At 43.6% G+C, this 14,922-nt stretch carries 13 protein-coding genes; 7 read left to right on the forward strand and 6 right to left on the reverse strand.

The genetic code is table 11. The annotated features are described in order from the left end of the window. Positions 1 to 10 precede the first annotated feature (10 nt). Positions 11 to 1,480, reverse strand: a complete 1,470-nt coding sequence (gene guaB, locus DD657_RS10010; protein WP_021988674.1) for an IMP dehydrogenase — start codon at positions 1,478 to 1,480, stop codon at positions 11 to 13. Positions 1,481 to 1,772: 292 nt separating this feature from the next. Between guaB and DD657_RS10015 the strand changes: the two genes are divergently transcribed. Then, the gene (locus tag DD657_RS10015) at positions 1,773 to 3,689 is read left to right on the forward strand and encodes a RecQ family ATP-dependent DNA helicase (protein ID WP_287049772.1); all 1,917 of its coding nucleotides are present in this window, start codon (positions 1,773 to 1,775) and stop codon (positions 3,687 to 3,689) included. A gap of 72 nt (positions 3,690 to 3,761) precedes the next feature. On the opposite strand, the gene DD657_RS10020 is transcribed toward DD657_RS10015, so the two are convergent. From DD657_RS10020 to DD657_RS10035, 4 genes are read right to left on the reverse strand one after another with little or no spacing between them, the layout of a single operon-like run. After that, entirely contained in the window at positions 3,762 to 4,592 is an 831-nt protein-coding gene (locus tag DD657_RS10020; protein ID WP_287049774.1) for a 7-carboxy-7-deazaguanine synthase QueE, read from the reverse strand. After that, entirely contained in the window at positions 4,571 to 5,107 is a 537-nt protein-coding gene (locus DD657_RS10025; protein WP_021988677.1) for a 6-pyruvoyl trahydropterin synthase family protein, read from the reverse strand. The genes DD657_RS10020 and DD657_RS10025 overlap by 22 nt, the downstream gene beginning before the upstream one ends. Before the next feature lie 16 nt (positions 5,108 to 5,123). Further along, a complete protein-coding gene (queC, locus tag DD657_RS10030) occupies positions 5,124 to 5,816 on the reverse strand; it encodes a 7-cyano-7-deazaguanine synthase QueC (RefSeq protein ID WP_262361074.1) in 693 nt (230 codons plus the stop codon). Between the two features lie 13 nt (positions 5,817 to 5,829). Beyond that, positions 5,830 to 8,814, reverse strand: a complete 2,985-nt coding sequence (locus DD657_RS10035) for a PEP/pyruvate-binding domain-containing protein (protein WP_287049777.1) — start codon at positions 8,812 to 8,814, stop codon at positions 5,830 to 5,832. A 233-nt stretch (positions 8,815 to 9,047) separates the two neighbouring features. Here DD657_RS10035 and DD657_RS10040 point away from each other — a divergent pair, with 233 nt between their 5' ends. The 6 genes from DD657_RS10040 to bioC are packed head-to-tail and all read left to right on the forward strand — an operon-like array spanning position 9,048 to position 14,265. After that, a complete protein-coding gene (locus DD657_RS10040) occupies positions 9,048 to 9,365 on the forward strand; it encodes a hypothetical protein (protein ID WP_021988680.1) in 318 nt (105 codons plus the stop codon). Between the two features lie 30 nt (positions 9,366 to 9,395). Next, positions 9,396 to 10,352 (forward strand): biotin synthase BioB, encoded by a 957-nt coding sequence (bioB, locus tag DD657_RS10045; protein ID WP_068692110.1) that lies wholly within the window; start codon positions 9,396 to 9,398, stop codon positions 10,350 to 10,352. An 11-nt stretch (positions 10,353 to 10,363) separates the two neighbouring features. Then, complete coding sequence (gene bioA, locus DD657_RS10050; RefSeq protein WP_021988682.1) at positions 10,364 to 11,644, forward strand: adenosylmethionine--8-amino-7-oxononanoate transaminase; 1,281 nt, start codon at positions 10,364 to 10,366, stop codon at positions 11,642 to 11,644. A 22-nt stretch (positions 11,645 to 11,666) separates the two neighbouring features. Next, positions 11,667 to 12,824, forward strand: coding sequence for an aminotransferase class I/II-fold pyridoxal phosphate-dependent enzyme (locus DD657_RS10055; protein ID WP_021988683.1), 1,158 nt, complete (start codon positions 11,667 to 11,669; stop codon positions 12,822 to 12,824). Positions 12,825 to 12,848: 24 nt separating this feature from the next. Then, entirely contained in the window at positions 12,849 to 13,502 is a 654-nt protein-coding gene (locus tag DD657_RS10060; RefSeq protein WP_287049780.1) for a DUF452 family protein, read from the forward strand. A gap of 1 nt (position 13,503) precedes the next feature. Then, positions 13,504 to 14,265 (forward strand): malonyl-ACP O-methyltransferase BioC, encoded by a 762-nt coding sequence (bioC, locus tag DD657_RS10065; protein ID WP_287049781.1) that lies wholly within the window; start codon positions 13,504 to 13,506, stop codon positions 14,263 to 14,265. Between the two features lie 6 nt (positions 14,266 to 14,271). Here bioC and DD657_RS10070 read toward each other — a convergent pair whose 3' ends face one another. After that, positions 14,272 to 14,913 carry an NUDIX hydrolase gene (locus DD657_RS10070; RefSeq protein WP_021988686.1) on the reverse strand — a complete coding sequence of 214 codons (642 nt, stop codon included), beginning with the start codon at positions 14,911 to 14,913 and terminating at the stop codon, positions 14,272 to 14,274. Between the last annotated feature and the right edge of the window lie 9 nt (positions 14,914 to 14,922).

The raw sequence follows: 14,922 nt of genomic DNA on the forward strand, positions 1-14,922 counted from the left end.
TCTATAAAGATTATCTGCTGTAATTCGGTGCTTCACTGGTAATTGTTACATCATGGGCATGACTTTCGGCCATACCGGAACTTGTAATTTTAACAAACTTGGCTTTGTGTAAAGCTTCTATATCCGGGGCACCGCAATATCCCATACCGGCTCTCAAGCCGCCGATCATCTGGTAAATGACTTCGTATAACGAGCCTTTAAACGGAACTCGGGCGACAATACCTTCGGGAACCAGTTTCTTGATATCGTCTTCTGCATCCTGGAAATACCGGTCCTTCGACCCTTTCTGCATGGCTTCTAGAGAGCCCATGCCCCGGTAAGATTTGAATTTGCGGCCGTTGTAAATAATCGTTTCTCCCGGTGATTCTTCCACTCCGGCGAACAGAGAACCGGCCATCACACAACTGGCTCCGGCCGCCAGTGCTTTGACGATGTCGCCGGAATAACGTAAGCCTCCGTCTGCAATTACCGGAACACCGCGTTCTTTCATGACTTTCGACACTTCGTAAATCGCCGTGAGCTGAGGAACTCCCACGCCCGCAATGATTCGGGTCGTACAAATGGAACCCGGCCCGATACCTACTTTTACGGCATCGGCTCCGGCTTCTGCCAGGGCGATTGCAGCTTCTGCTGTAGCGATATTACCTACTACGACCTGTAAATTCGGGAATGTCGATTTTACTTTGCGCAACATGTCGATAACTCCTGCCGAGTGCCCGTGTGCCGTATCGATGACAACGGCGTCCACATTGGCACTGACCAAGGCTTCTACGCGCTCCATGGTGTCTGCCGTTACTCCGACACCGGCAGCTACCCGCAGACGGCCTTTCGAATCTTTGGAGGCCCGGGGTTTGTCTTTGGCTTTCGTAATGTCCTTGTATGTGACCAGACCGATGAGTTTGTTGTGCTTATCGACAACCGGCAGTTTTTCAATCTTATGTTGTTGCAATATCTCGGCAGCCTTTTGTAAATCGGTGCTTTCCGTTGTCGTGATCAGGTTGTCTTTGGTCATCACTTCCTGAATCTGTTTGTCCATCCGGTTTTCAAAACGTAAATCCCGGTTCGTAACAATTCCGACTAACATATTATCGTTATCCACAACCGGAATACCACCGATCTTGAATTCTTTCATCAGTTCCAAAGCATCTTTTACCGTTTTATAAGGTTGAATTGTCACCGGGGCATAAATCATACCGTTTTCTGCCCGCTTTACCATTTCAACTTGCCGTGCCTGATCCTGAATTGTCATGTTTTTATGGATAACTCCGATACCCCCTTCCCGGGCTATGGAGATCGCCATGGCTGCCTCCGTTACCGTATCCATAGCAGCAGAAACAATAGGTGTTTTTAATTCTATTCCCTTGGAAAACCTGGATGTAAGATCTACATTCCGCGGTAAAACTTCCGAATAAGCCGGTACTAAAAGTACGTCATCGAAGGTCAACCCTTCAACGATAATTCTATCTTCTATGAACGACATCGTAAATGATTTTTGGATTTAAAATATTTGGGCGAAGATACGAAAAATAGCTGTAGAACGAATGTTTTCGGAACGTTTTTTTCCTTGAAAAAAAGGAATTGTTTTCCGGATAACGGTTTCTCCTGCAACTTAATCGTAAAATTTCAATTTTTGTCCGAATACAATTATATTTGTACGTTATGATTTTTGACTTATCATTTATAATTCCTCTTTTTACAAGGGAGAGTTGTGGGGGTAAGCTAAAATCGTACATCTAAAATCTACAATTTATAGGTAGGGTAAATACAACGGAGTGGAAGATATCAGGGATATATTAAAACAGTATTGGGGATACGATGCTTTTCGTAGCTTACAGGAAGAAATTATCCTTTCCGTACTGTCCGGAAAAGATACCCTTGCCCTGATGCCGACGGGAGGGGGAAAGTCCATTACCTACCAGGTGGCGGGTCTGGCCAAAGAAGGTATATGTGTGGTGATAACTCCTTTGATTGCTTTGATGAAGGATCAGGTCGAAGATCTCAAGCGGCGGCAGATTCAGGCAGAAGCCGTTTATACCGGAATGGAGCGGGAACATGTCGAGTCGGTTATCAATAAATGTATTTTTTCTCCGGTCAAATTTCTGTATATTTCTCCGGAACGTTTGGCTTCGGAAAGGTTCAGAATAAAGCTGAAACAAATGAAAGTAAGCTTATTCGCAGTGGATGAAGCCCATTGTATCTCACAGTGGGGGTATGATTTCCGGCCTTCTTATTTACGTATTGCAGAAGTCCGTACCTTTTTTCCGGAAGCTCCGGTTTTGGCTCTGACTGCGACGGCGACCCCGGATGTGGTCGAAGATATTCAGAAACAATTGCATTTTACTTGTCCGAATGTATTGTCCAAAAGTTTCCGACGGGAAAATATTTCTTATGTCGTTCGGAACGTGAATGATAAACTGGGGGAATTGTTACACATATTGAGTAAATTGCAGGCAAGTGCCATTGTATATGTACGTAAAAGAAATACGGCAGAGCAATTGGCTCGTTTTCTATCGGAGAACGGTGTTAAAGCCGGTTTTTATCATGCGGGGCTCATAGCCCGGCAACGGACGCAGCGACAGGAGGATTGGAAAAACGATATCACTCCGGTGATAGTTGCAACCAATGCATTCGGAATGGGAATCGATAAACCCGATGTGCGTATCGTCGTGCATTTCGATATTCCGGATTGTCCGGAGGCTTATTTTCAGGAAGCCGGCCGTGCCGGGCGTGACGGAAAAAGGGCTTATGCGGTATTGCTCTGTAACCCGGCAGCAGTAACAGCACTGAAAAGCCGGATTACCAAAGGTTTTCCCGAAAAGAAATACATTCGTCAGGTATATGAAGCATTGGGAAATTATTTTCAGATAGCTGAAGGGAGCGGAGCCGGCTATGCCTTTGAATTTGATACGGATGCTTTCGTCCGGGATTTTGGTCTGGATTATGTCCGTACATTTTCGGCTATCCAGATATTACAGGTCGGAGGATACCTGGAATGTACGACGGATATAAATTCCCGTTCCCGGATAAACTTTACAATATCCCGGGAGGCTTTAGCTTATTTTCGTCCGGACGATGACTTGCAAAACAGGATTATTGAATTGCTGATGCGGAGATATCCGGGTATTTTTACGCAATATGTATGGATTAGTGAGGATTATCTGGCACAGGAGGCCGGTGTAAAACGTAAGGAAATATACGAGATCCTGATCGCGTTGGCTAAACGCAGGATCATTAGTTACGTACCCGGAAACGAGCGTCCCTACATTGTTTATCATCAACCCCGTTTGCCCGTATCATACCTGACTATCGGGAAAGCGGCTTATGAAGACCGGAAAAAAGCGTATGCCTCGAAAATAAAAGAAATGGTACGTTATATCGAAGATAGTTCGAGGTGTCGCCAATTGGTATTGATGGACTATTTCGGGCAAAAGGAAAAAAAGGGGTGCGGCATTTGTGATGTATGTCTGGAAACAAAAAAGCACACGACTTCCGGGGATAAAACGAGAATTGAAGATGAAATTATAGCTATTCTGATGAATAAAGATACTGATTTGAAGATTTTGGTTCATCGTTTGGAGGAACAATTCGACCGGGAATTAGTGGTTGCAACTGTCCGTAATTTGCTGGATAAGGGAAAAATTTACTACAAAACTCCTCTGCTGCTTTCCGTGAAAAAAATGAATGTCTGACAACCTGAAAATACAATTGGGTTTTAATCGTATCTGCAAGTTTTTTGTTGTATATCCAGGCGATAATCAACATTATACTCCTTCTTTGGAACTGAAGAGAGCCAGATGCAGACGGTCGCAATAACGCCAGCCGTTCTCGATACAATGACGGAGTGTTTGTTGAATGTTGGCTTCTACATCACGGGAATTACCGCCTTGGGGCATGAGAAGGACATCTTCTTTTTTCCAGTCTGTTAAACAGGAGAGAAGTGTTTTGATTTCAGTAATGTCCGTTTCCTGTGAATACACGAATTTCAATTGAAAATCTTTGTTGTGAGTACGGGTATGGGATATGAATTTCTGTATGGTTTCGGGCGAAAGCCGTTGTTTGTCGTGTAATATATTTTGAGGTGGCGGGGGAATGGAACCGGCCAATTTGGGGGATAAACTGAAAAAATCGATCTGTGTTGCCAATTCTTCAGCGTATAAGGTTGCGTTTGTTTCAAGGGTAATATGAAACTTTTTAATCTTTTTTAGTCTGATACATAGTTCTGTCAGTTCTTTATATTGAAGTAAAGGTTCGCCTCCTGTGATGACCAGGTGGTCGATAACTCCTGTATTGTAGCCGATCAGCCGGCAGATTTCCTCCAAAGTACAGGAACGGGCCTGCCGGATATGATAAGAGGCATAAGCTGTATCACAAGGAGAAAGGCTACCGTCCGGATTTGTCCAAATGCAATGTAAATTACAGCCGGCTAATCGGATAAATAAAGAAGGAATACCGTTCAACTTTCCTTCTCCCTGAATGGTTCCCGGACAACAGAGTCCGGAATTGGGAAGGGAAGATACCGGTTCTCCCTCCGCATTGCGGGTAATGGGAAAAACTCCGTCTCTGGCAAGTATTATCTTATCTTTTTCCACCATTCATCGGATTTCCATTCTTCCTGTATTGCAGGAGAAAATAAGACATCGGCCGGGGTAAATTCTGCCAGTTTCAGGTCTTCCCGGAATGCTTCGGCATAACCGGTGGCTGTTTCATGTACCCGCACGGATGAAAGTTGTACGTGTCCTTCTCCGTTTCGGAAGGTTGTATTTTCTAAAATCCGGTTGATTATATATAAAAATAACAGGGCAAACCCTTCGGCAGAAGGGGAAACCGGAATCTCTGCCACCCGTTTGTTGTAGCGGTATATGAAATGCTTAAAGTCGGGCTCTTCTTGTGTCCATAGCGTGTATGTGTGATCGAAGCTTTCAATAAAGGCTTTGACCTTGTCCAGCAATCCGAAATCCATAACCATATAGCCGTTGTCCAGCCGGTCGGAAGTAATGAAAACCTCGACGATATAGGAGTGGCCGTGCATATTTTCCCGGCAGTGCCGGGAGGAACAATTCCGGACAATATGTGCTCCTTCGAATTTGAATAATTTCCGTATGATCATAGAACTATCGTTAAGGTTATACAAGTGGATCTACGATACCGGCCTCTGCGAAAGCCCGGGCGCGTAACAGGCAACTGTCACAGGTTCCGCAAGGCTTTTCACCTCCCCGGTAGCAACTCCAGGTCAGGCTGAAATCGACACCCAGTTTTGTCCCCAATTTCACTTCATCGGCTTTCGTCATACGCAGGAAAGGGGCATGGATGGTAATTTTTTGTTTCTTTTCGGCACCGAGTACAGTACCCAGGTTAATGGTTTGTTCCATGGAACGGATAAATTCTTCCCGGCAGTCTACATATCCGGAATAATCCATTTCACTGACACCGATAAAAATATCGGTAATATCGAGAGCATCGGCATAAGAGGCTGCAACGGATAGAAATACCATATTACGGGCCGGTACGTAGGTGTCGGGTATATCTGTCCGGTCGGCATCCCCATCCTGTATTACGACGTCCGGATCTGTAAGGGAAGAACCTTTCCAGGCATTCAGCATAAGCCGGACAATCTTATGTTCTCTAACTCCGACGGCTTTGGCAATTGCCGAGGCACTTCTGATTTCCCGGTCGTGTTTCTGACCGTATTCGAAAGTCAGGGCATATAGTTCATCAAATCCCTCTTTTTTAGCTACATACAGTGCTGTAGATGAATCCAGACCTCCGGATAGTAATACAATGGCTTTTTTCATGTTTTTTCGCGTTTGACGCTGCAAAGATAACGATAGATTACGGTTGTATAGCCTCTTGTCCGTACAAAATTACGGATGTTTGTTTTTTACCGTCCATCAATATGGTTAAAGGTTCTGCGAACCGGATGTGTCTGGCATATTTATATTCTTCTATGACAGGTTGTTGCTTTAATATATCGAAATTGATGAATGAATCGCCGGAATCATAGGGGATGGCAAAGTAACCGACTTTCATGGAGGTGACGTTATGGAAGAAATGAGATCCAAGGGACGCATCCAGTGGGTAATCTTTTAACCCCTGCTCAACGATAACCTGAGCTTTGGAGATATCCGACCAACTGACCGGTATGCCGGTCAGTGGATCACGCGTACCCCAGCGGCCCGGTCCGATAAGCAGATAACGGGCATCACTTTCTGTCATTTTTTGATTCAGTGATTTAATTTCCTCAGCCATATCTTCGGTTTGCAACCGGTCGAACTTGTCCGGGTCGATGTAGATAACATCCCGTATCGTTTCGATTTTACCGTTTCCCATACCTTTGGTTGCCCGTAACAGTACCTGAGTCATATCAATCGGTAACTGATCGATATCCACCCAAAAATCATTTTTAATTAAAGGTTTGATTTGCAATAGATAAAGAGTCGGAACCTGATTTTCTATATTAAGTGAAAATTCAATCTCGACAGGCGATCCCATGGCCTGGGAAAAGATGTTGAGCAATATTTCCAGGCTGGCGGGCAGAGGAATCTGGTCATATTCGAGTAATCCCGGAAAATTCAGAATACGGGCCCCCCGGGTTGAAAAATCGTAGACGATGCGATCGTTCATAAAATCGTATACAGAGGCACAATATTGTAAAGTACCGTCGTTTTCCGCTTCTTTTACATCATATTGACGAATGGCCGCCTTTTCTCCGTCACGTACCAGGTCATAATTCCGGCAGTCCAGGTCTATGGCATAGAAATATTTTTGGGAATCACGCATCATGTCCTGTATGGAAGCCAATTGTAGTTTAGGATAACGGGGGCAAAAACGATAGGTTTTTTCACCGCCTACAACGTAAGCACCCAACCCGATTGCAATGACGGCAAAACCGTCTTCCGGCTGTATGTACGAGAACGGATAAAAATTATAGGATTGGGCGACCCCGCTGACGTTCGGATAATATTTACCGTTGTGTTCTTCTCCCACAACTTCCTGGACGATTACGGCCATTTTTTCCTCCTCGATGACGTAGTCGATGGCATTGAAGTAAGCACGTGATTCTTCCGTGTATATAGAGGAATATACCAGTTTAACGGCTGTTTCCAGGTCTTCCAGCCGCTTTTCAATATCCGGATGATTATTGGGAATGAGGTATGTGGCATACACTCCGGCAAAGGGCTGATTCAGAGAATCCTCAAAAAGTCCGGAAGAACGGACGGCCAGCGGTTTCTTCATCACCTCGAGATACGTCCGCAGCTTTTTACGCAGAGCCGGAGGGAGCGCTGCTTTTATAAACGTATCCCGTACGATTTCATAACGTTTTTCTGTATATATCGTTTGTATCAGATTGTTGGATTCAATAAAATTATCGTATTCTTCAACACCGATAACGGCCGTCTTGGGAATGACGATTTTTAAGTCCGGGATCAATTTTTTCAAAGATACATTCTCGATGAAATTGGACAGGAATGCCATACCCCGTCCTTTTCCTCCCAGAGAGCCTTTACCGAGACTGGTAATATACCGGTTGGAATTGACCAGATGCGGACGGAAATTGATAATCCGGCCCCTTATTTTTTTTAACTCATAACTTTCGAAAACCTGTAGAATAAAATGACGGATTTCTTCTGTCGAACGAAAATCTTCAAAACGATACCGTCTCAGGCGTTTTGCCAGACTGATTTGACCTCTGGCCATAAACCAGGTGGAAATGCCGTTGCGAATAGAGTGGTATTCCAAACTTTCATTGGGGATGGTGCTTAGTTTTTGCTTGAATTCTTCTATCGATCTCGCTTTATCTATCGGATATCCGTTTCGGTTTTTGAATATAAAATCACCGAATCCCAGTCTTTCTTTAATGAAACGGGTAATGTCATGGGAAAGGGTAACCGAGTTTTTGTTGATAAACTCAGCGTTGACCGTTTTGGCTTTAGCTGCGTTTTCAATTTCGTGGCTTTGCAGTAAACAGGGAATTTTATCGTCGGCCCGATGGGTATACTGGATTAATTTTATGCCTGCATCTTCATCCTCTACACCGTTGTGTTTGTATTTTACGTCGGAGATAACACCGATCAGATTATCCCTGTATTTATCGATAACAGCCGTTGCTTCCTCGAATGTACTCACCAGTATGACTTTCGGACGTACCCGGATTTTCATGATCAGACTCATATCGTCATTTTCCGGTTCGTTTTTAATCAATTCCTGAGTTTGCGTTACGATTTCACTGTAAAGTAAAGGCAGATAACGGGAATAATAACGGATGGAGTCTTCTACCAGTAAAATTACACGAATATCTCCCAAATGAGTGTCTTTTTCCAAATTCTTTTTGTCCTCAATGTATTTGGACATTGCCAGAAATATTTTGGTAGAACCGTTCCAGACAAAGATACGTTCGATGCTCCGGCTTATTTTTTCTTCTATACTGTGGAAATAAGCCAAGTCGGCATTGTTGTTGACAAGCATCAATTGGGGAATTTCAGGATATTGATCTTTGAGGTGTTCACTGATCATCTGCGGGGTTACTTTATCCAATCCTGCCATGATGATAATCAAGTGTATCCGGCGTTGAGATAAGATCTCCAGAGCTTCTTTTTCAGAGGCGACAGCTGTAAAACGAGGAGCGGTATAAAGGTTTACCTGGAGATATTCTCCGTACACCTTGTCTGTAAACTGACCTTCACGTTCAATGGTATAGGCATCGTAGTAATTGGCAATCAATAATATTTCCCTGACTTTAAATGCCATCAATTCCTGAAAGATGTCCCGATCTGTTTTCTTACGTTTATAGATGCGGTGAAGGTCGATTTTTTCCATGAAATAAGTTTTTAATCATTTATTTATGATTTCAAATTTACAATATAAATTAATTGTAGATCTTGAATTTACGATTTTTGATTGAAACTGCAATTTGTGAAATTTGCAATTCCGGATAAACAGCCTTTCAGACCTGATTCGTATTTTGTCAGATAATCTTGGCTGTTCAGGCAATATTACTAAAAAAAATCCGTTTTTAAAATAAAGTTTTACTAACTTGCCGCACTTTTAGAATGGAGAAGAGGTATTTATATAAGGAAAAGAAAATTTATTTTTCGTGCTGGAGCAGGAAAGGATATGCCGTCTTTGTTGCTCTGGGAAAGAATGTTTGTATCTCTGCCGTATCGTTGCATATCTGTGAGAGTGCTTTGTTGAAATCGGCCCGTAAAGGAATTATTGTGAAGGAAGGAGAGGAAGTATGGATAGACGGGAGAGATAAGGCCGTATTGGAATATGAATGCGGAATTATGGTTTTACAGGGAAAGGTATGCCCGGAAGCCACTGGAAATCATTTTCAAAATATAACTACATGGAAAGGATATGCTGCGTGAGCGGTATATCCTTTTTTAATGAAAAGAGCGATGAAGATTAATGAACTGAAAGAAAAAGTAATACGTGGGGAATCGGTTTCTTTTGAAGAAGCCGTCCTATTGAGTAATACGGAGGATAAGCCGTCTTTATATAAGGCTGCCGGTGAAATACGCGATCAGAAATGCGGTAAGCATTTCGATACCTGTTCCATTGTCAATGCCCGTTCCGGCCGCTGCTCTGAAAATTGCAAGTGGTGCTCTCAATCGGTATTGTTCAAAACGCATGTGGAAGAGTACGACCTGATTGATGAAAAGACTTGTTTGGAACTGGCTTTAAAGAATGCGGAATATGGGGTTGACAAATTTTCTTTTGTCACCAGCGGCAGGGCTTTGTCAGATCGTAATATTGATAAATTGTGCGAATATGCCTTGAAGATTCAGCGACATACCCCGATGCATCTCTGTGCTTCCATGGGATTGTTGAATAAGCAACAATTATTGCGTTTGAAAGAAGCGGGTATACATCGTTATCATTGTAATCTGGAGACTTCCCCGGACTATTTTTCCCGTTTGTGCACAACTCATACGACTGCCGACAAAATAGAAACGATAAAAGCTGCCCAGGAAGTTGGTATGGAAGTGTGTTCCGGGGGAATTATCGGTATGGGGGAAACCATGACGGAACGGATTCGTCTCGCTTTTACATTACGGGAACTCGGTATCAAATCGATTCCGGTGAATGTTTTGAATCCGATACCGGGTACGCCGTTGGAGAATGCAAAACCTTTGAAAGACGAAGAGGTTTTAACTACCGTAGCTCTTTTCCGTTTTATCAATCCCGACGCTTATCTGCGTTTCGCCGGAGGACGGCTGTTGATACAGCATATTGAGGAAGAGGCAATAAAGGCCGGAATTAATGCGGCTATTGTAGGGGATATGCTGACCACCTTGGGCTCCAAAGTGCTCGAAGATATGAATAAAATCAAAAACATGGGATTTCATCTGTAAAATAAAAGATCATGAACACATCGGAATTATTACAATACGACAGGGAGCATATCTGGCATCCTTACACTTCGACAATCGATCCGTTGCCCGTATATCCGGTAAAAAGGGCTGAAGGAGTATACATTGAGCTGGAAGACGGGCGGAAATTAATTGACGGGATGTCCTCCTGGTGGTGTGAGGTACACGGCTATAATCACCCGGTTCTGAATGCCGCAATCGAAAAACAATTGAAAGAAATGTCGCATGTTATGTTCGGTGGATTTACTCACCGTCCGGCTGTAGAATTGGCAAAAAAGATATTGTCTGTCGCTCCCCGGGGAATGAATAAGATTTTTTTCTGCGATTCCGGCTCTGTAGCTGTTGAAGTGGCGATGAAAATGGCTCTGCAATATTGGTATGCCGCCGGAAAAGAGAAGAAGAAAAGTTTTCTTACGATTACCCGGGGGTATCACGGAGACACGTGGAATGCGATGTCCGTATGTGATCCGCTAACAGGTATGCACTCTATTTTTCAGGGATGTTTGCCTGTGCAACATTTTGTCGATCGGCCGGCTTGCCGTTTCGGACAACCTTGCCGGGAAGAGGATATTTTACCGTTCCAAACATGTCTGGAAACACATGCTGCGGAGATTGCAGCAGTGATACTCGAACCGATTGTACAGGGCGCAGGAGGTATGTGGTTTTATTCGGCAGATTATTTGAAACAGGTACGGGAATTATGTGATCGCTATGGCGTGTTGCTGATATGTGACGAGATTGCGACGGGTTTCGGACGCACCGGAAAATTGTGGGCTGTGGAGCATGCCGGTATTTCTCCGGACATCATGTGTATCGGTAAATCGATAACCGGCGGATATATGAGTTTTGCCGCTACCTTGGCTACCGATAAAGTGGCTACTTGTATTTGTACCGAAAATCCTTATGTTTTTATGCACGGTCCGACTTTTATGGGGAATCCGCTGGCATGTGCTGTTGCCGGAGCTTCTGTCGATCTGATCATGAGTTATGATTTGGAAAAAATGATCGGCGGAATCGAACGGCAATTGCAGGAAGAACTGGCACCTGCAGCAGCATTTCCGCAGGTGGCAGATGTACGGGTATTGGGTACGATCGGAGTAATTGAAACGAAAGAACCGGTAAATATGGCGGTGTTGCAGGCAAAATTTGTAGAAGAGGGAATATGGGTACGTCCGTTCGGTAAACTGGTATACATTATGCCTCCGTACATTATCCGGCCCCACGAATTAAGCCGGCTGACACAAAGTTTGCTGAAAATAGTCAAAGAGATGTAATGCATTTTCAAATTGCAATAGTATGAATACAGAACGTTATAGCAAAAAACTGGAAATTATCAAAGAATCCGGAAATTACCGGAAACTGCGTAACATACAACACAATGGTTTTTTGATTCACGAGGACGGACGGGAGATGCTGAATTTATCTTCAAACGATTATCTGGGTTTATCTTCTTATCCGAAATTGTTGGAGGAGTTTTATGAGCAGACAGATGTACGGGCTTTGCCGTATAGTGCCGTGTCCTCCCGTTTACTATCCGGAAATCATGAATATTATGAGATGCTGGAGAACGATTTATGCGATCTGTACGATAAGGAAGCGGCATTGGTATTTAGTTCCGGTTACCATGCCAATATCGGAATACTTCCGGCTTTGACTTCCAAAAGAGATTTGATCGTAGCCGATAAACTGGTACACGCCAGTGTTATCGACGGTTTGCGTTTGAGTGAATCTGAAATGCTTCGCTACCGGCATCTGGACATGGAGCATTTGAGAAAGCTGTTACAGCAAAACCGGGATAAGTACGAGAATATTTTTATTGTTACGGAGTCTGTCTTCAGTATGGACGGGGATGTGGCCGATTTACAGGAATTGTGCGAGATAAAAAAAGAATTCGATGCATTTCTGTATGTCGACGAAGCACATGCCGTGGGGGTTAGAGGCACGAACGGATTAGGATGTTGCGAAGAACAGGCCTGTATCGAGGATATCGATTTTATTGTCGGAACTTTTGGAAAAGCTTTTGCTTCGGTCGGTGCTTTTGTTGTATGTTCCCAATTGTTCAGGGAATACCTGATCAATACCCAACGGAGTCTTATTTTTACGACGGCTTTACCGCCGGTGAATGTGGCCTGGACCCGTTTTGTATTGAACCATATGCCTGATTTTTACGATCTTAGGATAAAACTGTCAACAACTGCGGATAAATTGAGGCAGGTATTGGCCGATAAAGGGTTCGAGACCAGGGGAGGCTCGCATATCGTCCCCTGGGTGTGCGGTTCCAATGAAAATAGTATCGAGATGGCCGATTTACTTCGGGACAACGGATTTTTTGCCCTTCCGGTAAGGTATCCGACTGTACCTAAAAATGAATCCCGTATTCGTTTTTCATTGAATGCAGCGATTCCCGATGAAGATTACGGTTGTCTGTTTGAATTTATAGATTGCCTGGAATAAGAGTGAATATTTTGTCGTAAGAACATGCGAATAGAGTGGGTTAAACAACATACAGGGGGGCGGGTGGTCGTTTTCTATAATGGTTGGGGGATGGATAACAAGGCCGTTTCCCAGCTTCGGACAGATTGTGATTTATTGATTTGTTCGGATTACAGATCGCTGGAACTACCGTTTTTACCGGATTTTTCAGATTATCGGGAAATATATTTGGTCGCCTGGTCGATGGGGGTATGGGCTGCAGCCAATACGGTCGGAAAATTGAATATTTCGCCCCGATGCAATATTGCAATAAACGGTACGGAATACCCCGTGGATGATAATCTGGGTATTCCGTGCCGGATCTATGCATTGACGGAAAGAGGCATGAATATACAGGGAAGGGATAAGTTTTTTTGCCGTATGCTGGACGGAGCAGAAGACGCGGGACGATTCGTTTCAAACCGGCCTTGCCGCGACTTGCCGGAACAGGTGGAAGAGCTCCGCCTGATACGTACACAAAGTGCCGTGTATAAAAATAACCTGAAATGGGATAAAATATTCGTTTCTGAAAAGGATGTGATTTTTCCGGTTATGCAACAGATGAACTGGGCAAGCGGAAAAGCTGAAATAAAGAAGTTAAGGGGAGGACACTACCCGTTCTATAATTTTCAAAGTTGGGAGGATATTATAAATTTTTGACATGATGATTGATAAAGCAACTATAAAACGTCGTTTTAAACGAAGCATAGATACCTACGACGAAAATGCTACGGTACAGAAAATGATTGTGAATCATTTGTTCAGTCTGGTCGATAAATATACCCAGCAACTACAAGCCGGCAACATTTTGGAAGTCGGTTGCGGAACCGGCTTACTGACCCGTAAACTACAGAACCGGTTTTCATATACTCATTTGGATGTAAATGACTTGGTTGATGATATGTGTAGTAAAACTGCAAGTGTATTACACCTGCCGGCTTCTGCCTGTTTAATCGGGGATATTGAAACGATCACACTCGAACGGATTTACGATCTGGTTGTTTCGGCTTCAACATTTCAGTGGTTTAATGCGCCGGCAATGACGTTGAAAAAATTAGCCGGACAAATCCGGGAGGGAGGTTTTTTGATATTCAGCACTTTTGGAGACGAAAACCTCACTGAATTGCGTACATTAACAGGACAAGGATTAGTATACCATGCTTCCGATGAATGGGAAAAGTGGTTGTCTGCTGATTTCGAGTTATTGTATGCGGAGGAAAGGCAACACATCCTGTATTTTCAGGATCCGCTGGAAGTATTATTACATGTAAAGCGGACGGGAGCCAATGCAACAGCCACTCCTTATTCCTGGACAAAAAGTAAGATACAGCAATTTTGTAAGGCATACGATCGATTTGCAAATGAAAGACACACGTATCCGCTGACTTATCATCCGGTGTATTTCGTTTGCCGGAAAAAATAAGCGTACTTACAATTGTCCCAGATGATTAAATGTATTGGTTTTCATTAATTGTTCCAATTCCGCTATAATCATCGCTGTGGCTCCCCAGATAAAGTTTTCACCGATGGTATATCCCGGTGCTATGATTTCATGGTCGTGCCGGACAAAGGAATGAGTCGTTTTATTTTTGTCGTTGAATAAATCGGATAATTTTACCAGGAGTACACATTCCACTTCATCCCTGGATAAGGTAAAATCCGGTAATTTAAGGGTAGTGCCGACAATAGGCGTAATATTGAAATTACTCAACGGGATGTAAATATCGCTCAATACCCCGAGAATCGATACTTTTTCTTCGGGTACACCTATTTCTTCGTGGCATTCCCGCAGAGCAGTCTGTAAGGCGTTGGTATCTTCTTTTTCCATTTTGCCCCCGGGAAATGCAATTTGCCCGCCGTGGTATTTGCCACGGTTTACCCGCTTGATAAAAGGAATGGCCAGCTCGTTTTCATAAGGGACAATCAATATGAGTACAGCACTGTTGACCGGAGGTGTTGAATGAATACCTTCAATTCCTGCAATATATTTAGGGCGCGGAGCCATTTTACAATGGGCTTTTTCTCCCGGCAAGACATTGTATAAAGCCGTTCTGATTTTTCTGGAACTCATATTATCGGG

The sequence above is a fragment of the Culturomica sp. genome, from assembly GCF_003524185.1.
In the GTDB taxonomy this organism is placed as follows: domain Bacteria; phylum Bacteroidota; class Bacteroidia; order Bacteroidales; family Marinifilaceae; genus Culturomica; species Culturomica massiliensis.

Bases quoted from the DNA above. Each gene is read 5' to 3' on its own strand.
- guaB (WP_021988674.1), bottom strand. From the start codon at position 1,480: ATGTCGTTCATAGAAGATAGAATTATCGTTGAAGGGTTGACCTTCGAT.
- DD657_RS10020 (WP_287049774.1), bottom strand. From the start codon at position 4,592: ATGGTGGAAAAAGATAAGATAATACTTGCCAGAGACGGAGTTTTTCCC.
- DD657_RS10025 (WP_021988677.1), bottom strand. From the start codon at position 5,107: ATGATCATACGGAAATTATTCAAATTCGAAGGAGCACATATTGTCCGG.
- DD657_RS10035 (WP_287049777.1), bottom strand. From the start codon at position 8,814: ATGGAAAAAATCGACCTTCACCGCATCTATAAACGTAAGAAAACAGAT.
- DD657_RS10040 (WP_021988680.1), top strand. From the start codon at position 9,048: ATGGAGAAGAGGTATTTATATAAGGAAAAGAAAATTTATTTTTCGTGC.
- bioB (WP_068692110.1), top strand. From the start codon at position 9,396: ATGAAGATTAATGAACTGAAAGAAAAAGTAATACGTGGGGAATCGGTT.
- bioA (WP_021988682.1), top strand. From the start codon at position 10,364: ATGAACACATCGGAATTATTACAATACGACAGGGAGCATATCTGGCAT.
- DD657_RS10055 (WP_021988683.1), top strand. From the start codon at position 11,667: ATGAATACAGAACGTTATAGCAAAAAACTGGAAATTATCAAAGAATCC.
- DD657_RS10060 (WP_287049780.1), top strand. From the start codon at position 12,849: ATGCGAATAGAGTGGGTTAAACAACATACAGGGGGGCGGGTGGTCGTT.
- bioC (WP_287049781.1), top strand. From the start codon at position 13,504: ATGATGATTGATAAAGCAACTATAAAACGTCGTTTTAAACGAAGCATA.
- DD657_RS10070 (WP_021988686.1), bottom strand. From the start codon at position 14,913: ATGAGTTCCAGAAAAATCAGAACGGCTTTATACAATGTCTTGCCGGGA.